The sequence below is a fragment of the Ktedonobacteraceae bacterium genome (genome assembly GCA_035653615.1).
In the GTDB taxonomy this organism is placed as follows: Bacteria; Chloroflexota; Ktedonobacteria; order Ktedonobacterales; family Ktedonobacteraceae; genus DASRBN01.
On the sequence record DASRBN010000031.1, the window covers coordinates 147661 to 168557 of the forward strand.

The 20897-nt window shown below is 52.4% G+C and carries 16 protein-coding genes; 7 read left to right on the forward strand and 9 right to left on the reverse strand.

Annotated elements, in window-relative coordinates; translation table 11 throughout:
- Positions 1-27: 27 nt before the first annotated feature.
- The 4 genes from VFA09_17010 to VFA09_17025 all read right to left on the reverse strand — a co-directional run bounded on the left by VFA09_17010 (position 28) and on the right by VFA09_17025 (position 6122).
- Complete coding sequence (locus tag VFA09_17010) at positions 28-1305, reverse strand: choice-of-anchor P family protein (GenBank protein ID HZU68978.1); 1278 nt, start codon at positions 1303-1305, stop codon at positions 28-30.
- A gap of 229 nt (positions 1306-1534) precedes the next feature.
- Positions 1535-2437 carry a transglutaminase-like domain-containing protein gene (locus VFA09_17015; protein HZU68979.1) on the reverse strand — a complete coding sequence of 301 codons (903 nt, stop codon included), beginning with the start codon at positions 2435-2437 and terminating at the stop codon, positions 1535-1537.
- Positions 2438-2663: 226 nt separating this feature from the next.
- Complete coding sequence (locus VFA09_17020) at positions 2664-3491, reverse strand: sulfite exporter TauE/SafE family protein (protein ID HZU68980.1); 828 nt, start codon at positions 3489-3491, stop codon at positions 2664-2666.
- 312 nt (positions 3492-3803) lie between these two features.
- Positions 3804-6122 (reverse strand): TIM-barrel domain-containing protein, encoded by a 2319-nt coding sequence (locus VFA09_17025; protein HZU68981.1) that lies wholly within the window; start codon positions 6120-6122, stop codon positions 3804-3806.
- A gap of 410 nt (positions 6123-6532) precedes the next feature.
- Here VFA09_17025 and VFA09_17030 point away from each other — a divergent pair, with 410 nt between their 5' ends.
- The 3 genes from VFA09_17030 to VFA09_17040 all read left to right on the forward strand — a co-directional run bounded on the left by VFA09_17030 (position 6533) and on the right by VFA09_17040 (position 8451).
- Positions 6533-6958, forward strand: a complete 426-nt coding sequence (locus VFA09_17030; GenBank protein ID HZU68982.1) for a hypothetical protein — start codon at positions 6533-6535, stop codon at positions 6956-6958.
- Positions 6959-7128: 170 nt separating this feature from the next.
- The gene (locus tag VFA09_17035; GenBank protein ID HZU68983.1) at positions 7129-7938 is read left to right on the forward strand and encodes a glucose 1-dehydrogenase; all 810 of its coding nucleotides are present in this window, start codon (positions 7129-7131) and stop codon (positions 7936-7938) included.
- Between the two features lie 111 nt (positions 7939-8049).
- The gene (locus VFA09_17040; GenBank protein HZU68984.1) at positions 8050-8451 is read left to right on the forward strand and encodes a nuclear transport factor 2 family protein; all 402 of its coding nucleotides are present in this window, start codon (positions 8050-8052) and stop codon (positions 8449-8451) included.
- Between the two features lie 114 nt (positions 8452-8565).
- On the opposite strand, the gene murJ is transcribed toward VFA09_17040, so the two are convergent.
- The 5 genes from murJ to VFA09_17065 form a co-directional block, all read right to left on the reverse strand.
- Positions 8566-11028, reverse strand: a complete 2463-nt coding sequence (gene murJ / locus VFA09_17045; protein HZU68985.1) for a murein biosynthesis integral membrane protein MurJ — start codon at positions 11026-11028, stop codon at positions 8566-8568.
- A 193-nt stretch (positions 11029-11221) separates the two neighbouring features.
- Positions 11222-12259 (reverse strand): energy-coupling factor transporter transmembrane component T, encoded by a 1038-nt coding sequence (locus tag VFA09_17050; protein HZU68986.1) that lies wholly within the window; start codon positions 12257-12259, stop codon positions 11222-11224.
- A gap of 6 nt (positions 12260-12265) precedes the next feature.
- Positions 12266-13159, reverse strand: a complete 894-nt coding sequence (locus VFA09_17055) for an energy-coupling factor transporter ATPase (GenBank protein ID HZU68987.1) — start codon at positions 13157-13159, stop codon at positions 12266-12268.
- The gene (locus VFA09_17060) at positions 13156-14007 is read right to left on the reverse strand and encodes an energy-coupling factor transporter ATPase (GenBank protein ID HZU68988.1); all 852 of its coding nucleotides are present in this window, start codon (positions 14005-14007) and stop codon (positions 13156-13158) included. Before VFA09_17060 ends, VFA09_17055 begins: the two co-directional genes overlap by 4 nt.
- Positions 14004-14900: a DUF2232 domain-containing protein gene (locus tag VFA09_17065; GenBank protein ID HZU68989.1), complete on the reverse strand. Its 897-nt coding sequence runs from the start codon at positions 14898-14900 to the stop codon at positions 14004-14006. Before VFA09_17065 ends, VFA09_17060 begins: the two co-directional genes overlap by 4 nt.
- Positions 14901-15201: 301 nt before the next feature.
- Here VFA09_17065 and VFA09_17070 point away from each other — a divergent pair, with 301 nt between their 5' ends.
- The 4 genes from VFA09_17070 to VFA09_17085 all read left to right on the forward strand — a co-directional run bounded on the left by VFA09_17070 (position 15202) and on the right by VFA09_17085 (position 20788).
- A complete protein-coding gene (locus VFA09_17070) occupies positions 15202-16596 on the forward strand; it encodes a bifunctional UDP-sugar hydrolase/5'-nucleotidase (GenBank protein HZU68990.1) in 1395 nt (464 codons plus the stop codon).
- Between the two features lie 315 nt (positions 16597-16911).
- Positions 16912-17976: a mannose-1-phosphate guanylyltransferase gene (locus VFA09_17075; GenBank protein HZU68991.1), complete on the forward strand. Its 1065-nt coding sequence runs from the start codon at positions 16912-16914 to the stop codon at positions 17974-17976.
- Between the two features lie 129 nt (positions 17977-18105).
- Positions 18106-19770, forward strand: a complete 1665-nt coding sequence (ggt, locus tag VFA09_17080; protein ID HZU68992.1) for a gamma-glutamyltransferase — start codon at positions 18106-18108, stop codon at positions 19768-19770.
- A 70-nt stretch (positions 19771-19840) separates the two neighbouring features.
- Positions 19841-20788, forward strand: a complete 948-nt coding sequence (locus tag VFA09_17085; protein HZU68993.1) for a glycosyltransferase — start codon at positions 19841-19843, stop codon at positions 20786-20788.
- The last annotated feature ends 109 nt before the right edge of the window (positions 20789-20897 follow it).

The window sequence follows — 20897 nt, forward strand, 5'->3', positions numbered from 1 at the left end:
GTTGTCAAAGTTCATCAGGACATGATGCTAGTAGCTGCTTGCACCGGCTGATGCAAGGCTTACAATGATACGCGCCCCCACAGGCAGGCCCAGAGAGTTATTTGCGACCGTGACATAGATATCTATAGCAATGACCGTTTCGTTCGCACCCGACGAATCGTTGCTCCCGGACTGTTCATTAATCAGTGCGTAGCCGATACCTGGAAGATTCTCACGGGTGTTGGGTGCGGGGTTAGTAGGCAATGCTGTTCCATCTACGGATGCATTCTGGAATGTAGCCGAGCCTGACCTGGAACTGCTGCCTGAGCTATTCCAGCTGGCGTTGGCCAGGGTAGTCACCTTGTTTGCGGAAACTAAGCCACTCAACAGATTCAGGTTTGAAATGCTGTTCTGGCTGCTCGCAACGGCGCTAGACGAGGTAAGCTGACCAGAGGCGCTACTGGCTTCTGTTCCCGTACTACCGATTGCTGATGAACTGATCCCGCTTGAACTGCTTGATGAGGAACCACCCTTACAACTGATGCCTGCTACTGCTCCTGGCCCGACATTGGGGGTTGATCCGCCAAGACCCAAACCGTAAAGGCCATAAGTGGTGGCAGTTACAGCGGCTGGCGCAATTGCGCTTTGTACGAAAGCAAGTACGATTCGAGTGCCTGTAGCAATCCCAAGCGAATTCGAGCTTGAAATCTGGATATCCATAGCGACGACGCCGATGCTGGTCGAATTTGAACCGTTAAATGGCCCACTCTGCTCATTCAGTATAACGGAGCCGAGGCCAGGCAGCGATAGCTTTGTATTCGGCGCGGGATTATTGTTCTCCGGTGTTCCGTTTACCATCAATCCGCTGAATGTTGAGCTATTTGTACTCGATGCGCCGGCTGGCGAGGATGTACTTGTTACTAAGGCATGAATATCGTTAGCCGCAATCACACCGCCTAGCAAACTGAGGTTGTGGATATCTTCGCTTGTTTGAATGGTGAGACTTCCCTGCGTGCGATTTAACGTGATGCTGGCGTTTGCTGTGCCGGAGAGGATCAATGGGTCGGCAGGCAAAGCAGGACCGGAATTCGTGATACTGTTCGTCCCCGGTGGAGTAGTACAGCTTAACCCGACCGGCACGCTGGGACCGTAGCTGGTACCACCTGAGCCTGAAGGCGCCAGGACATAGACGGCATAGCCATATGCATTAGGAACGCCCGGAAAGAGGCTGGACCTCGGAATGGCGCTGGCTGCGTTGGCAACTGCTACTGTTGACGGCAGCAACGCACTTAAGGCGATTAATGCGATGATAAGGCGTTTCACCATGTTTCCCTCCTTTTTGCTTGGTGTTATGCATGTGCATGCATAAATATAAGCAGGACGCTAAAGTACGAGGCAAATCTGCCTTTTGAAAATAATCGTCAGGAGGATAGGGATAAACATAGATAAATCCGGCTAGCAATAAATAGATGCTGAGCTTTTTCACGTTGCTACAAAAAAAGCCCTGCTTGTCAGCAGGGAATACAGGAGTCGCATCTATAGCTTGCACCTACGTTTAATTCAACATGGCGATGGTTTGCCGGATAGCCTTAATCTGTCGCCGAACGTCTTCGGCATCATCGGCGAGAGGTGCGAGTTCCAGGTACACGTTGAAATCACGTATGGCTCGTGTATAGTGCTTGAGGTGGAGATGAACGATGCCGCGATCCTTTCGCTCGATAGCAGTATCTGGAGCCAGCATTACAATGCGGTCACAGGCGGAAAGCGCGCGGCGATAATCGCCATTGCGGATGTAGATGTTTTTGAGGTTGGCCAGCATACGTGTCAGCAGTTGCCGATTGCTCACTGGCTCTAGCCAGAGCGGGTTGAAAGGAATTCTTCCGCGAAAGAGGCGTTTGATGCGCTCGCGGCAATCCTGTTCGCTGAGCATACGTCCCTTTTCGAAAGGGTCGATATAAATACTGCTGCCCGGCAGCTCGCAGCGAACAATAAAGTGAAACGGTAATCCAATCCCCACGACCTGCAAGCCCAGACGCCTGCCAACTTCCATATAAATGAGCGAGAGCGTAATAGGGATACCCTTGTGCCTCTCTAAAACATCATTGAGAAAGCTATTGCAAGGATCATAATAATCGGCATGGTTGCCATGAAAGCGCTCCTGCTCGAAGAGAACCTTGTTGATAGCCTGAACTACTTGCAGTGGGTCGATATTGGACGGTAGTGTCGTGGCGTTCTGGAAAGCAGAAGAAGATAAGCCTGATGCCTCCGCTACTTTTTGAGCCAACAGGTCGAGCTGCGTTAAATAATGAGCAATGTTGAGGTCAGGATATTCTTCGGCGGCAATCAGCAATGCCCCCATTGCCAGATCAATGGCCGCATCCTCCCCTGAGATGAGAGCCTCAAATGCCCTGCGGGCACGCTTTTGTGCTGTGTCGTTGTTCGATTCTTCTGGCAACATGCCTGTTTTTCTGGATTACCATAAGGCAATTCCGGCTAAAATAAGACCATAGAGCAGGGTAATCCAACCAGGGAAGTAAGAAGACCGCTATAAGTTCGTTGGATGCATCTAATAAAATAGAACAATAGCCATAAAGCCAGGGAAAATCTTCCCTGGCTATTTTACACTAAAAAAAATCGTGCGTCGAGAGGTTTTTAAGGACTTTATTCGATTGAAAACTCGACGCTTAAATCAATTTCCAGCCGGATATCACCAGGACGGTCGCGAGCACGGGGCGCATGAAGCGGTCGGGTATGTACTTGCTCAACCGGCTGCCGATGAAAACCCCTGGCAGCGAACCGATCAGCAATAGTCCAACAAGCCGCCAGTCGATGGTACCTGAATTGAAATAGATCATGGTCGCCGCGAGATGCAGCATGACAGCATGAGCGATATCGGTTCCCACCAGCTCTTTCGTTGAAAGCCGGGGGAATATGAAGGCCAGGGCCACAATGATCAGCGTACCACTACCAACCGAGGTAAGTCCGACGAGGATGCCAACAAATGCACCGATGAGGATTGTCACCAGTGGCCGGTAGCGTTTTTCCCAGCGCGTTGTGCCGTCAGGAGCAAGCGCTTCGCCCTTAAGCGCGGCCTGCTTCTGGGCCTCCAGGTTCTTGCGTTCAACACGGCGCATGATGAAAGGTTTCACCAGCAAAAGCACGGCTACCAGCAGCAGCGTGAAACCAATAGCGTGAATGATGATCCCATTGATGAGATCCCCGTAATGCAAACGAATATATTGGACAATACTGACCCCTAGAATTGTAGCGGGAACGCTGCCGCATCCCAGCCAGAGCGCAACCTTGAAATTCACACTTTTCTGGCGAAAATGCACGATTGAACCCAGCGCCTTCGTGACGGCGGAATAAGCGGAATCTGTACCAACGGCCCATACTGGTGGAACGCGCAAGACCAGGATCATAATAGGGGCTAATAAAGCTCCGCCACCCATGCCTGTCAGACCTACGAGAAAACCGATAAACAATCCAATAATTGAAATACGGTAATCCAAATTGGCACCTCTTAACACACTACTGATACAACTTGAACAACGTCGAAATGTTTTAAAACAGTCGTATGTTTGAAACCGCTGTTACAATTTCTGAGGAAGAGCATACCATGAGATTCGCGATAAGTCAATGGCAAAAATGCCAGGGTGAGAGGAAATTGCTAGAGGAACAGCCTCAAGAAAGATGCCGGTGGAGAAAGCGTTACAAATTGAAATGAAATGTCAGTTACATATAACTTGAGGTTATCAATCTTATAATGAAGAGCAGAGGAGGGATAAGAGCAGATTTTTTATCCCTCCTCGCTCAGGGATTTCTTATAGCCGTATGACTACCTTGCTTTGACCGGCCCTCACGCGCTGCTGGCGAATCTGACCACCGGTGAAGACAACCAGGTCATACCACTCGCGCTGCGAGCGGTAATGCTCGTATTGCTCCTCGATTTCGACAGCGGCAAGATCGCTGTCAACGCGGCAGCTAATATGTGTCAGGGCGAACGCGCCTTTCCGGTAAGCCAGGGTTGAGCCGTCATCCTCGTAGAGCGTGTAGCTTGCCAATCCATCTCCTGACATATAGCAGGTAATAGTCAGGGGATCGGTTGGCCGCTGGTCTGTATATTGCATCACAGGGCCGCTGGGGAGAATGCTGTTGCCGCGCACGAATAACGGCCAGCGCTCGAGTGGTGCCGCCACTTCTATTGTGCCCGAACCGGGATATGCTGTCCCGTCCCAATAATCGAACCAGGTTCCAGCCGGTAGATATACGTTACGGCTTGTGGCCCCTTGCTCGTAGATAGGCGCGGAGAGGAGACTATCGCCCAGGAGAAATTCATCCTGGCTGTCGCAAGCCAGTTCGTCGTTTGGGTAATGGTAGTACAGCGGGCGCATGATGGGTGTGCCTTGAGCCGTTGCCTCGTGGAAGAGCGTATAGATGTAGGGCAGCAGGCGGTAACGTTGTTCAATGGCGGCGCGGAATGCGCTTTCATAAGGTTCGCCGAAAGCCCACGGCTCCTGGTCGGGATTGCCTGTAGCATTATGGTTGCGACAGAATGGTAGTAAAGCGCCGAGCTGGGCAAAACGTACCAGTAGTTCTCCATTGCTGGCATTCCAGAATCCGCCAATATCCATGCCTATGAAAGGTACGCCGCTCATGCTCAGGTTGAGGCACATCGGTATGGCCATCAGAATGTTATCCCAGGCGCTCGTATTATCGCCCGTCCATATTGCGGCATAGCGCTGTACGCCGCCAGTGCCGGAGCGTGAGAGGACGAAAGGCCGCGTATCCGGTCGCAGGCGCGTTAATCCTTCGAATGTCGAGCGAGCCATTTCCATGCCATATGCATTATGGAAAAATTTATGCAGCACTGGTGGGCCATCAGGTCCGGTAGGATTATCCCCGCCAGCGCGGTGCAGCACGTCATTGCTCATCGTCTTTCCATGTGCTGATGGTTCATCTGGCGCTGAAAGTAAGTTCGATAATGCCGGTTCATTCATATCATTCCAGATACCATCAACTCCCTGATCGAGCAATCCCGAGTAAAGATTGCCCCACCAGCTACGTACCTCACTGCGGGAGAAATCGGGAAAAACGCACTCACCTGGCCAGACGGTGCCAGTAAAGAGCTTTCCATCTTCGTGGCGGCAAAAGTAGTCATGCTCCATTCCCTGCCGGTAGACGGAGTAATCATCGTCGATTTTTATGCCTGGATCAATAATAGTAACCAGGTGTATTCCCTGCTCGTGCAGCTCGTTAGCCATGCGTGTAGGATCAGGGAAGCGCTGGGCATCCCATGTGAAACAGCGATAGCCGTTCATATAGTCAATATCCAGCCAGATGCCGTCGCAGGGATGATGGCGGGCGCGAAGTTTTGCTGCCAGTTCGCGGATTTCTTCCTCACTTTTATAGTCCCAGCGGCATTGTTGATAGCCAATGGCCCACCTGGGCGGTAAAGGCATGTGCCCGGTCAATGCGGCATATTGTCTCATGACATCGGCGGGTTGTGGACCTGTAAAGAAATAGACGACCATGCTATCGCCTTGTATGGTCATGGTAGCCTCTGATTCGTTCGTTTTGCCCAGGTCCATATCGACCAATCCGGTATGATCGATTAAAATGCCATAAGCCCTGCCCTCATCGAGATGCAGGCCAAGATAGAAAGGGATAGAGGTATACATCGTGACTGTTTGCGGTCCGTGGAACTGTGGTGGATCAACGTTCCAGACTGGGAATGCCAGCCCGCGCTTGTTCATATCGCCGGTACGTTCGCCCAATCCGTAGATGCGCTCCTCGCTGGCGAGTGAGCGTGCCAGGCGAATGGCGGTGGATGAGAAGGAAAAGCCGTGTAGATACGGCTCGATAATAGCTCGCGCCTGTTCCTCGTCCAGGAATTGAGGCCACTCTTCGTCACCTTTTGTGACAATCCAGGAATGATAGGGAAGCGTGCCGGGTCTGCCATCGACGAGTTGATAGCGCGTTTCATCCAGTATGCCACCGCGCACGAAACGTACTCGAATGGTATTACTGTCGAGGATGGCTCCCGCGAGCAGGCACTCAGCGGGGTCAGTTTCTTCCGCGTGCCAGATATGCTCGCTTCCTTTCCTGCATTGATAGTAGAATTGCCGGACGGTTGTTAACATGAGTAGTTTCCTTCTTTCTACTAGAGTTGATGTAGTTTTCTTAACCTACATTGTTGTATCCTCATAGGTTTCTCAACGAACCATCAACCTGATTCATACCATGCAAATACTATTATTGATCACGGGGGAAAGCCACATGGGGGATGTCCTGGGGGGGACATACGAACAGTGGCTCAGCATACGGGTCATTGTCCTGGGGAACGACATAGGGAGAATGAAAAGTCTTTCTCCTGTTGTTCGGGTAGCCGGAACTCGCAAGTACTTGCGAGTTCCGGTTTTTTGTGCTTATTATAGCAGGCTGGAGCGGGTTCATTTTGCCTGTGTGCAGTTTTCAATGTCTCTGCATCTCTCAGTAGCCACCCTATGCCCTGGTAACGGCGGGCGAGAGCCTGCACTGGATGGAGTGGGATGTGGTTCTGCCGCGTCTCGCACGCATCTTGACGCCGCATGGCATGCTCGCGATTGCCTATGTTGAGGGGCAGACTAGCAGGTCCGCTCCCTGGAGCGAAGGCGCAGACCAGATCAAGCAACGTTTCTCCAATAACCCCGCCTACCAGCCTTTCGATTGGATTACCGCATCAGAGAAGGAAGGGTTTTTCCAAAAACTGGGCGAGCGCCAGACTGCTCCAGTGGTGGTCAAGCAAACGGTTGAGGATTACATTGCTGCCCAACATGCGCGCAGCACTCTTTCGCTCGACACCATGACAGCTGAACAGGCAAAGCAGTTCGACATGGAGATGCAGGCGCTGCTGTTGCCTTTTGCGCAAGATGGCCTGCTCACCTTCAGCGTAGTTGGTGGGATTACCTGGGGCAAACCCAAAAGCGGGGAGAGGTGAGCCTGCTCTCGCCTGAAATGAGCGAGGCGTTGAGAGAAAAGCATATGAATTCTGAGAGGCTTGACTTTTTTGTTATTTCATTGTATAGTCCATATATATAAATATCACTGGTCGGCAAACAGGCGTGTTTGCTTTGAACGCTCTATAAAAATGAAAAGAGAGATTTTATTATGAGTACAAGACCACAATTGACCCCGTTTGAACAAGGGGCAGCCTCCCGCCTCGTAGGGAAGGTAGCGCTCATTACCGGCGCGAGCCGTGGAATCGGCGCGGCGACAGCCCGTCTGTTTGCCCAGGAGGGGGCACGGGTGGTGCTGGCCGCGCGCAGTAAGGAGGCCATAGCACACCTGGCAGAAGAGATCAGGGCTGGCGAAGGGGAAGCGGTGGCTGTTCAAGCCGATGTATCCGGCGCGAATTCAGTCGAGAAGCTTATCAAGCGCACTGTTGAGAAGTATGGCAGACTGGATCTCGCGGTCAACAACGCTGGCATCGCTGGAGGCAACAAGCCGCTGGTAGAGGTGAGCGAAGAGACCTTTGACCAGGTCACGGGGATTAATCTCAAGGGCGTTTTCCTCTGCCTGAAGTATGAGATTCCTGCCATGCTTGCCGTGGGAGGAGGAGCTATCGTCAATGTCAGTTCCACCGTGGGACTGGTGGGTCACGGAGGCCATGGAACCGGCCTTGCTCCTTACATTGCCAGTAAGCATGGCGTTGTCGGCCTGACGAAAGCTGCCGCCCTCGAATACGCCGCACAGCACATTCGCGTCAATGCAGTCGCCTTTGGCACCGTCCTTACCGAGGTGAACCAGGGCTGGTACGCCAATGAGCAGATCAGACAACGGATGACAAGCGTGATCCCCATGGGACGCGTGGCCGATCCACGCGAAGCTGCTGAGGCTATTCTCTGGCTCTGCTCGGATGCGGCTTCCTACGTCACAGGGGTGACGTTGCCGGTGGATGGCGGCTATATCGTTCCCTAAAAAGGGGAGATGTCAGATAAACCGAGCAGAATATGTACCGATTGCGCTGAACAATAAGCTTACCCGTGAAAAGATCAACAACGAACGATAGAGATAGAGAGGAATGAGACAATGAATCAAGAGCAGACGGAACAAGAAGTGGCACAGCTGGCAAACACCTGGGCCAGTGCTGAATTACAGGGTGATACCGCGTTCCTGGAACATCTCCTGGCAGGTGATTTCATTGGGGTCGGGCCGCTGGGATTCTTACTGACGAAGCAGCAGTGGCTTGCGCGGCACCAGAGTGGGGACATGAAGTACACCGCTCACACCCTGGACGAGATCAAGGTACGTGCCTACAACGAGGCAGCTATCGTGATTGGCCGTCTTACCCAGCAAGCGACCTATCAGGGTAATCCCATGAACGTGCAGATGCGCACCACGCTGGTATTTGCACACCAACATGGGCAATGGCAGCTGGCCAGTCTGCACTTCTGCAATATTGGCCAGCCTCCGTCTTTCGCGCGATCCTGAGCTGCTTCGACCGGTGACTTACGTAGTCACCGGTCCCATATAACGCTACAGGTCGAATCAGCTTATCTAACTCCGTCGCTGAAAGCCCCTGAGCTTCAGCCCTCATGCTGTTTATTACAGCCACGACAACTTGAAGCGATCCAGCAGGCGCTTCACCGGCCCTTGATTCCAGAATTCTTCGATGCCAAGATAACGCGTGGCGCGAATATAGATGAAGAGGCCGGCTGCCAGCTCGATCAGGAGCTTGATAATGGCGAAACCGGTACCAATGACTCCCAGCGATTGCTGGCTCTCTGTCCCCAGCACCGGCAAGCTGCCTGTCGGCAAAATCAAATCAAGCACGAAGCGGAGCAGCAGAACCGCGATCCCCATGATGGCCGAGGCAAAGAAAACGCGCGCGGCAAAATTGGCAAGCGCGCGCAGTTGCAGGCCGCCGATTCTTTCCTGAAGTACCCACAGGAGAACGAAAGCCTCCAGCGTTCCCGCAATAGAGGTCGAAAGGGCCAGCGCTCCCAGGCCCCATTGAGCGCCGTAGACCGCGATATTGATCAATATCAGGCTGAGCGCGATTTTGAAAATGAACTGCCCTATACTGATAATCACCGGCGTCTTGCTGTCACGTAAAGCATAAAATGAGCGTGTCAGTATCTCTACTGCTGAAAGTGCCGTCAGTCCTATGGCAAAAAATACCAGTGGGAAGGAGGTATGGATGGCATCATCAAGGCTGTAAGCCCCGTGTTCAAGCAGCACCTGAATGATGGGCAATGCCAGGACAATGAGCCCCACGCTGGAGGGTATCGACAGGAATAGAATACTGCGCAGCGTGTCGGTAATAATGGTGCGCACTCGATCCAATCGCCCGCGTGTGACATTTTCCGCCAGGGTGGGGAAGGCTGCCGTGGAGACCGCCATACCAAAGATGCCCAGCGGTAATAGCACAAGTTGGAGTGCCTGGTAGTACTGCGTAATGGAGCCTTGAGTTGCGTTTGAAGCCTGGGATGCTGTCATACCGACGGTAATGCCTGCCGCCATGATCAAGATAAGGCTGCGGTCAACGAAGGTTGAGAAGTAGAGCATGGCCGCGTTGATGATGCGGGGTACCATCTGGCGACCCACCTGAATAACACCCGGGTGCCGCCAGTCGAAAGTAAACCGGTAATGCATACCGACTTTAATGGTGCCCGGTACCTGTACGGCGACTTGCAATATCGCCCCTAGCACGACTCCCCACGTGGCAAAATAAATGGCAGTATCTGAAGCTGCCCCACCTCGCTGGCCGTGCAGTGCCATCACGAATCCAGGCAAAAGTCCTGTAATGAGGCCAACATTGTAGAGAACCGTTCCAATCGCAGGCAGCATGAAGTTCTGTTGCGCATTTAATACCGAATTGAGAATGACACCCCCACCAAGGATAATCGATTGCAACAACATGATGCGGGTGAGCGAGATGATAAGACTGAGTTCTTGAGGGGGCACACCCGGGTTATAGATAGGCACAAGCCAGGGCGCGAAGATAATGGCGATCAGTGCCAGCCCCATCATGATGGCAAGCGCGAGATTAAGGGCCGAGTTGGCAATATGCCAGGCCGATTTCTCGTCTCGTTCGCCTATCATATAGTGCGTGAAGACGGGAATAAAAGCAGAACTGAGCGCTCCTCCGGCAACGATATTGAAAATCAGGTCGGGCACCAGAAATGCCTGTAAAAAGGCATCCGAAATGATCGTTGTGCCAAATATATAGGCGAATAGGGACGAGCGCAGAAGGCCGAGAATGCGACTGGCGATGAATGAAGTTTGCAAGATCATCGATGCTCTACCAATACGCACTTTTTGTATCATGCCCGTATCCTGGGCCGGGGCCGCGGCAGGTTGTCCCTGATCCTGCATCTCAATGGGAGGCCCTGAAGGGCTGCGTTGTAATCCCGGCGGAGGCGCAGGCGGGCGTATAAGCGATGGCGATACCTCTGATGGCGGTAGCGGCATCGCCGGTGACATCTGCGATGGCAGAACAGGCGAAGGGGACGCGCCATTGAAAGGTGGCTTAGACACCTTACGCTGTAGCAGGGTAGTGATATCTGGCCGCATGCGGCGTTGGTTATTGCGCATACGTTCTTCGCGTAATTGTTGCAGGCGGGCCTGTCTTAATTGCCGCATGGGTTGAGATGGCTGGGGCGCATTGAAGTATTGGTACTCCATCCCCTGACCATAGCCAAGCGAGGTTCCCATATCCTGCAGCGGTTGCTGGTACTGCGGTGGTAGAGGTTTAGGGACGCCTCCCCTATTCTGTTGGGGTGATGGGTAGGGAACAGGCCCCTGATTTGGGGGCGGCAAAGGTTGAGGCAGCGGCCCTCCCCGGTCCATAGGTGGTCCTGGTTGGCGCGGAACTGCCTGATTTGGCGGTACATAGGCAGGAGAATATTGCTGTGGTGGATAGGGTGGTGGCGCGGGAGCTGGTGGAACCGGTGGTTGCCCCGCGATTTGCCCTGGTTCCTCCCCATCATACTGCCAGCCATAATAGGTTTGCTGTTCCGGTGGCCCCTGTGGCGGCACCGGCGGTTGTTGTCCTTCGTTTGCCACTGTCTCACTCAAAGAATTTTACTACAAAACTCGCCTGCCTTACCTGTTTGCAAAGCATATCACAATCATAACGTTCTAGCAACGCGCCTGGCTGCAAATTGTTCATCTTTCCCGCCAAAAGAGGTGCTTTCAGTAGAGGCGGGGGTTATGGTGGCGGCTGAGTTGGGGAGCTTGCTTCACCCACCAGCCTTTCCTACAAAAATAATGTCGCGGCTGTCACCAGTACGACTGTTCCCATTACCAGGTAATCAGTGGTGCTCAAAGATTTTTCGTGCAGGTATGTCTGCTGTCCATCGAACTGGTAGCCGCGGGCATCTAATGCTGTTGCGAGTTCGCTGGCCCGCCGTAGCGTCGCGTGTATAAACGGTAAAAATAAAGCTGCCAGGCTTTGTATACGTTGGCGTAGCGAGCCATGTGTGAGGTCCGAACCTCGCGCCGCCTGCGCTTTTATCAGTTGCCCAGTCTCATCTGTCAGTGTCGGAATAAAACGCAGCGCAATCAAAGTCATCAGGGCAAAATCATCGACCGGCAGCCTCAACCGGCGCAATGGCCTCAATAGTATGCTCATTCCCTCGACCAGCGCGACCGGCGTGGTCGTCATGGTGAGGAGTAGCGAGAAGGCGTAGAGGAAGAGAAAGACGATAAAGAAACTCATTTCCAGCCATACACCATCATATGTGATGTTCACAGGCCCGACTGTAAGCGTGCTATTGATGGATGCGTCGCGCGTGAACCAGAAAAAGGCCAGCGCGATTATCTCGATGAGTATGACCAGTACGCGGATGCGCTTGAACCAGCGTTGTTTCCTCAATTGTCTCGCAGGTAGCATGGGAAGAAAAGGTAAGAGCAGAAACGCGATCATGAGCAGACTGTATACGACAGTAGCCCAATAGAGCAGCGCGTAGGGAATGAAGACGGGACCGAGTGCGTAAAGCACCTGGTTACTGCTGCTTGAGGGAAAGAAAATGTTGGCAATTGAGCCGAGAAACGCGAGCAGTATAAGAAGCCACAGGCGCTGCCACATTACTCGAAACGAGATGCTGGATAGAGCGATAGCGGCAACCAGCAGCGTTCCAACAACAAGGTAAGGCGCGAAGTGCCATTCGCGCTGGTTCGCAATCGTCAAGAAAATAACCAGCCAGAATATGACCAGCAATTTGGTTCTGGCCTGTAACCGGTGCAGGATGCTTTTGCCGGGAAAATAGATTCCCAGCGATATATTCCTTATCATTGCGATTTATTTCCTATGCGCCTGGTGCCTGTCCTCTTCAGAGATTTTATCTTTCAGCCAGCGAAAAGCCTCGTCAAGCGTGAATATGGTATCAGGAATTGGGACTCCTCGTTCGCGCACTAATCTGAGTAATTCGTTCAGTGGTGGCGCGGCCAGTCCCCATTTATGCAGAATTTCACCTTGCGTAAAGATGCTGTGTGGCGTGTCTTGCATGACCAGGTGGCCATCGTGCAGGACGAAGAGCCAGTTCGCTAACATTGCCACTTCTGCCATATCGTGCGAAACCAGGACGATAGTAACACCCTGTTGCTCTTTGATACGCCGCAGGTAGGAGTAGAACTCCGCCCGGCCGCTTGCATCAAGCCCAACTGTGGGTTCGTCGAGGATGAGGACAGATGGGGACATCGCAAGCACTCCTGCCAGGGCCGCGCGCCGCATCTGTCCGCCGCTCAACTCGAATGGCGAGCGCTGCCCAAATTCGCGGTGTGGTAGTCCAACCATGTCCAGCGCGGCGGTGACCCGCTTGCGTACCTCTTTACGCGAGAGATTCATCCTCTGCGGGCCAAAAGCGACATCGGCGAAGACTGTGCGCTCGAAAAGTTGCGCCTCGGGGAATTGAAAGAGCATGCCAACACGCTGCCGCAGTCTTTTCAGGTCTACCCCCTTCGCGTTAATATCCACCCCATTAACAAGCACCTTACCCGAAGTGGGACGCAGCAAACCGTTGAAATGTTGCACGAGCGTTGATTTACCTGATCCCGTTATGCCGATAATCGCCACGCAGCTTCCACGTTCAATTTCCAGGTTAATATCGACCAGGGCGGCTTTTTGTAGGGCATTTGACATATTTGATGCATAAATATGCGATAAATGCTGGGTGATAATGATAGCATCTTTCAACGCGCGATCTCCCGGGCTATATCTTCTACTGTGAGCGCTGCTTGCGAGATTGGCAGACCGGCATTTCTCAGGCGGGCGGCCAGCTCGACAGGTTCAGGTATAAGTAATTTCAGTTGTCGCAGCCTGTCCAGGTCTGCGAAGATGTCGCCTGGTGTGCCTTCCATCACGATCTTACCCTGCTCCATAATGATGATGCGCTGCGCCTGGACAACTTCCTCGAGCAGGTGTGTAACATGGATGATCGTGAGTCCATATTCACTATGCAGCTTGTGGAGAAGTGCCACGATTTCCTGTCGTGACAATGGGTCAAGTTGAGCTGTGATTTCATCGGCAATGATGCACTGTGGCCGCAATGCCAGCACTCCGGCAATGGCCAGGCGCTGCCTCTGGCCGCCGGAAAGCCGATGTGGTGGTTTGCCCCGCAGGTGTGAGATGCCTACAGCCTCCATTACCTCCTCGACACGCTCAGTAATCAGAGTGGCTGGTAGTCCACGTATAGCCAGCGCCCAGGCAACATCATCCTCGACGACCGTGGCTATGATCTGATTATCGGGATTCTGAAAGATCATACCAACCATGTCTCGGATAGCGCGCTGCTTTTCCGTGTCTCGTGTGTCTATGCCCGCTACCAGGACGCGACCAGTATCAGGCGTGAGCAAGGCGTTACAGTGACGGGCCAGGGTTGATTTGCCGCTGCCGTTGTGACCCAGGATTGCCAGGTATGCTCCCTTTTGAACTTGCAGGCTCACGTTTTGCAGCGCCGGAATGGATGGTGTATTGCGCTTCTGAGCGTGAACCGGGTAGGTATAGGTAATGGATTGTATATCAATTAATGCAGGTGTATTCACGATTTTTCTCTATATCTTGCCATGCTCTGTCGTCGTGTCTCCCTGACGTATGCGCGTGCCAATCCAGGCCTACTGATGCTGTGTTTGGGAATGAGCTTGAGAGATCTACGCTGCCACGAGTTGAGCAGCTTTTCCAGTATGCCGCCCGGGAAAGGAGTCACCTTATAGCCAAGCATGCGCACGAAAAGATTGGTAATGTAATAGACAGCAATCACGACCGGCAAAGTCGTTACCCAGATCAGCAGGTAAAATCCTGCCCACCAGTAGGTAAAAGCCAGCTGTGCAACCATGTTAACCTCTGGCAGTAGCCCGTGCTGCCACCAGCTTCCCAGTCCGACTCCGTAGGCGACGCCATTCATAAAAGAGATAAAACCGTTGAAAGCCTGGTGTAGCGATTGGATGAGGTCGGTTAATGGAATGCCGGAGAAGAGGTCGATCAGCACGAAAAGGCCATACAGTAAAAATGCGCTGCTGGTGGTACCCAGGAATACGATGACAAGCTGGTTGATGCGATATTTCATCGTGACGCCCAGGAAGAGGCCGGCAAGTCCTTCGAGCAGCATGAGAATAATATTGGCCGGGCCTGTAATTACTCCTACCAGGAAAAGGGCAACGCAGAAGCTCATACTGCCAACATAGAGACCGCGGCGCAGCACAATGATGGCGAAAACGATGGGAATTAGCAATCGCAGTATATCTCCGCCGACGGGCAGGTAGATGGCTGTCAGTTGCAAGATCACTCCGATATCGGCCAGTAACGCTCCCTCCGCGATTTCGAGCGCGGTCAATCTGCGGGCCGATAGTTGGAACCGGTGCCTTTTGCTGGCTCGTTGCTCTGCCTGGTGGCTATCCGCTGGCGTGATATGTTCATCTTCCGGGACCTCTTCAATCAACCGGGATAACTCCTCTTTAGTTTTGTACTCTTCAGTATTATAATCTTATTCGTTAAGGACGAATCTACGTTCATTGTAATTGCAAACGCTTATTTCCGGCATGCACTCCAGTGAAATGCTGCGATGCACCTGAGCGCGCTAGACGCAGCACGCAGATCAGGTTTGTTACAAATCTGATTGCAGCACTCTTCTGTATTATATACTGACTGGAGAGGGAACGGTATAGTATCCACTCTTACGAATATGGTAGGCATCTGATGCCAACTGCACAGCGGGAAAAGCAGGTATGAGAGGAACAAGCATGCAATCGTTTATTATTCTCCATTCAAACGATATTCATGGGCGGGTCGAGGGGTTGGCACGCATTACGACACTGGTTGAGAAGATTAGAACGGAAAATCCTGATAAACCTGTATTGTTTATCGATGCCGGTGATGTTGAAGAAACCGCTAGCAGGCTGAGTAACCTCACGAAAGGTACTGCCATGCATCGGCTATTGAGCCTGGCCGGCTGTGATGTTGTGACGGCCGGCAATGGTGGGATTATGCGCTATGGTTACCAGGTGCTGCGGGATTATTCCAGCGCAGCTCGCTATCCTCTGGTACTCTCGAATCTACGCATGCCGGATGGCACGCCGCTACCGGGTGCTCAGCTTACGGCTCTGTTACAGGTAGGCTCACTACACCTGGGCGTGATTGGCATCACAGCTGACTCAATTGATGGAGATAGCGTATATGAAACGTATTTCGGCCTGAGAGCTTTACCATCCGTTGAGGTCATTCGAGAGTTGGCAGCGGATCTTCGTCAAAAAGGTGCCGGTGCCGTAATCCTGCTTTCACATATGGGATTGGATGCAGACCGCAAGTTAGCATCAGAGCTTCAAGAAGAGATAGAGATCATCATTGGTGCGCACAGTCATCATCTTTTACCCGAAGGCGAGCGCCTCGGGCGGGTGCTGATTGTCCAGGCTGGTAATTACGCTGAATATCTTGGCCGATTGGACATACTCTGGGATGATCAGCAATTGGTAGTACAACACGTCAGTGTTCTTCCAATAACGGATGCGATAGAACCGGCACCGCGTATTCTGTCAGAAACGAAAGTGATTGAGGCCGAGATTGAGCATTATCTGGATGAGGTCGTGGGAGAACTGAGCGAACCACTCGATTTTGCTACCGACCGGGAATGTGGAGTAGCGAATCTGATGGCGGACATGCTTCGCGAGCATATGGCTGCTGACGTGGCTGTCATTACGGCCAGCGTAGCTTTTACCGGGCCGCTTCCGCCGGGGTCTCTGCGTCGTGGGACGCTATGGGATGTGTGTAGTTCTTCCGCGAATCCTGGCATAGTAACGATGACAGGCGCTCAGTTGAAAACGGTGATAGAACGAGGACTTGACCTGAATCTTGCTAAACAAACGCCACGGGCCTTTCGTGGCCTGGCTCGTGGCCTCCTTCATCTCAGCGGCGCCTCAATACACGAGGGGCAATTGCTTGTGGGTAGCCACCCTCTCGAACTCGAACGCGAGTATCGTGTTGCCGGAAGTGATTGGGAACTCGAGTCTTATGGAGGCTACATTGATACCGATTGGCATTTGCGTCCACGCTATGATGCGCCTGCTATCTTACGTGAGGCACTGGAGCCATATCTAAAGAAGCATAGCCCAATTCGCGTGCGGATGGGACGGTTAGGATAAGATTATAGCCATTGTCATTCTGAGCGCAACGAAGAATCCGTATCCATGGCCCCGGAGATTCTTCGCTGCGCTCAGAATGACAAGACTGATTGTGCTGGTGAAAGTTCATCAAGATGCATCTTCCTAGCCGCTCAGAATGACATGGCTGATTGTGCTGGTGAAAGTTCATTATGATGCATCTTCCTATTGAAAAAGATAAACTTCAGACGTTTGACATGAAGCCTGAAGCCATATACAATCCTTGCATCAAAGATATGTGCCGGGCGTGAAAATGCCGGTATCTTTTAAAATGATGAGAAGGAATAGAAATCGCGTATGGAACATTTCAATGCCGTTATTCTGGCCGGCGGAAGTGGCACTCGCCTCTGGCCGCTCAGCACACCCAGCTTCCCTAAACAATTTTTACCGCTGCCCAATGGGAATAGTATGATTCAAGAGTCGCTGGCGCGGGTAGCGCCGCTTATCACGCCTGAGCAGGCCTGGGTAGTGACCGGACGCAGTATGGCTGAACTGGTGCATGAACATCTCCCCTCGGTTCCGCGCACCCATATTCTCGGTGAGCCGGTTGGTCGTAGTACCGCCGCCGCCATTGGATGGGCCGCCGCAACTATCGAGCGTCAGGACCCGCAGGCAATCATGGCCGTTTTAACGGCAGACCATATGATTACGAAAGTGGATGTATTCGACTCCGCGCTGCAACTCGCTGCTAAACTGGCAGAACAGGATTATCTTGTCACATTGGGAATCAAGCCCACTGCTCCTGAGACTGGTTATGGCTATATTCGTTATGCCGCTCAATTGACCGAAGGATTTGATCATCAGGCGTTTCTCGGCGAGCGCTTTGTCGAAAAACCAGACCTGGCAACCGCCCGTGGCTATGTGCAGGATGGTCATTATGTCTGGAACAGCGGTATGTTTATCTGGAAGGTTGAAAGAATCCTTGCCGAACTGCGCGCGCATCTCCCTGAGTCAATGCGAAAAATCGACATGATTGTGGAAGCCACAGGCACACCTCAAGAACGATTCGTTCTTGATGAACTGTGGCCTTCGTTGCAAACAATCTCCATTGATTATGGTGTGATGGAGAAGGTAAAAGAGTTTGCGGTGATTCCCGCCGATATTGGCTGGAATGATGTGGGCAACTGGGAACAGTATGGCTCGCTATTTCCGGTGAACGAATGGGGAGTGCGAGGCGTCGGGCATCATTACGAACTGGGAAGCCAAAACATCTTCGTCTATAACGAGACGCAACGCCAGGTTTTCACTATTGGACTGGAAGATGTGATCGTGGTCGAAATGGCCGATAAGACCGTCATTTGCCATAAAGATTCGGTACAGCGTGTGAAAGAATTGGCGGAAAGCCAGAAAAAGAATATATAGCAGGATGACACAGCATGACCCGGACTATCAGGTAAGGTCATGCTGTGTCATCCTGCCTTTGGTGATATACTATCAGTAATGCACAACGGAACGCCGGTACCTCATTGTTAAGAAATGGAGACTTCCACAATGCTCTCCGACCAGCCTGTCTTCGCTTCTCGTGGTATGGTGGCCTGCGCGAACTATCTCGCGACCCAGGCAGGCCTGCAAATACTCACCCAGGGTGGCAATGCGATAGATGCGGCGATTGCTGCAAATGCCGCGATGACCGTTGTTTACCCATCCACCTGTTCGGTGGGCGGCGATGTTTTCATGCTCATCTGGCATGCCAAAACGCAGCGTTTGTACGCCTTAAATGGTAGTGGCCGCGCGCCCCAGGGTATGACTCCCGAATTGTTTGCCTCGAAAGGTATGAAGCAGATTCCTGAACGAGGTCCGCTCAGCATCAATGTTCCCGGAGCCGTCGATGGCTGGTTTGAGGCCATAGAGCGGTTTGGAACGCTCGCGCCCGAAACGATCTTTGCGCCCGCTATCGCATATGCTGAAGAAGGTATGCCGGTCACCAGTAAACTGAGTGGGTGGATTCGTTCGTCAGTTCCGCTTTTGAAACGATGGGAGGGCAGTGCGGCGATATTCCTGCCGGACAATCGACCGCCTCGCGCCGGAGAAATTTTGCGCCAGCCGCAGCTGGCTCGCACATATCGCATGATCGCCAAAGAGGGCCGGGATGCATTCTATCGCGGTCCGATTGCGCGCTCAATCACCGACTACCTGCAACGAAGTGGTGGGGTTCTGCGTATGGAAGATATGCAGGAGCATCATTCCGATTGGGTTGAAGCGATTTCAACGAACTACCGGGGCTATGATGTCTACGAGTTTCCACCAAACTCACAGGGCATCGCCGCCCTTGAAATGTTGAATATCATCGAAGGCTATGACCTGCAAGCGCTCGGCTATCAATCTGCTGAATATATTCATGTGTTGCTGGAAGCCAAAAAGCTAGCTTTTGCCGACCGCGACCGCTACGTTTCCGATCCTGATTTTGTCGAGGTGCCGGTCGAGCGGCTCCTGAGCAAGGAATATGCGGAGCAACAGCGCCGGCGCATCAATTCGCAGAAGGCAGCGCACAATGTTGCAGCAGGCCTTGAAAAAGAAGGCGATACGATGTATCTCTGTACGGCAGATAACGAGGGTAACGTCGTTTCACTGATTCAAAGCCTCTTCAACCGCTTCGGTAGTGGCATCGTCGGAGGTGATACCGGGGTGTTATTGCATAACCGGGGTGCCTACTTTTCGCTCGATCCGCGGCATGTCAATTACCTGCAGCCTGGCAAGCGTACAATGCATACGCTGACACCGGCGATGGTGCTGCGCAATGGAGTACCATATATGGCGCTTGGTTCGATGGGAGGGGACGCGCAGCCGCAAATACATGTACAGCTCCTCTCGGCAATGATTGATTTTGGCAAGAACGTACAGCAGGCGATAGCGGCCCCACGCTGGCGTAGTGGGGTAATGCCCATTGGTACAACACGCGCCCAGCAGGACCTGATACATTTTCAGCGCGGTGTAGATGGATATGATCAGCGAAGTGTGACTGAAGTGGTCATGCTTGAGAATCGTTTTCCGCGTGATGTGCCTTTCCTGCTTGATATCCTTGGTCATCGTACTATCGTTGAGGGAGCATGGGAGGATGACATGGGTCATGCGCAAGCCATCCGCATCGACCCTGTCACCCATGTGTTCGAAGGAGGTGCTGACCCTCGTTGTGATGGCCTCGCTCTTGGTTGGTAATAATCCTTGTGTGCTGTCCCTACAGGACTTTTATGTTGAAAAAAATGAGTAGTGAAAGAAGGATAAAATAATGGCTCTACAATCTTCTCACCATGCCATTCCCGAAGACATTCTGGCGCTTTCCCACGAACGCGATTCTCTGCGCAAGAAAGGCAAATATGCGCGGGCCGATGAACTCAAACAGCAGATAGAGGAGGCCGGGTATGGCATCAAAGATAATCCTCATGGCGCGCACCTGGTTATTCTTCCCAGCGTTGAGATTGATGGGGAGGTTTATCGCACTACTGGCCGGGTGCCTTCACTACTTCAGATTCCGGACCGCTGTCTTTTTTCGGTGAATGTCCTGGCGCGTAACAATTTTGAACAGGTGAGACGCTGTATCGAGAGCATTCTGCGCTTCGCGGGTGAACATACATTTGAGATTATGCTGGTCGATAATGCTTCACAGGATGAAGTATATACCTGGGCGAAAGCAGCGCAGGGTGATATCCCCAACCTGCACATCCTGCGCATATCGCGTCAGGCAGGTGAGGCGGAGGCACGCAATATTGGCTTGAAGCAGAGTACAGGCAAGTATATTCTGTTGCTCGAGGCCAATATAGAACTGAATGGCGATGTTTTTACACCGCTTCTGCGTTCGCTATCAAGTGGCACTACCGGCATAACGGGCTTGCATGGTCTGCTTACCGACGACCTGCGACACTTTGAAGAGAGTTCCGCGGCAGAAGTGGAGGCCATAAGCGCAGCATGCATGGCATTTCCGCGCAAGTTGCTCAGGAAAACGGGACTTTTCGATGAGCGCTATCGTTTCCCATACTATATGGATATCGATTTCAACTTCGCGGTAAGAGATACAGGTGTTCGCGCGGTAGTGACTCCCGATCTGCCACTGGTTTGCCATCCTGCTCAGCAGCGTGCAGACTTGTCTGATGCCGAGCGCACACGTTTGATAAAACGCAACTACTATCGCTTTCTGCAAAAATGGGGACAGAGGGAAGACCTGTTGCTCGAAGACTGAGATGATCTGGCGGTCACGATTGTGATCAATAAGCATGATGCAGAGGTTAGATCAGGAGCTTCTGCATCATGTATCGTCACGCGGCATTTCTATTGATTTTGCTTATCGA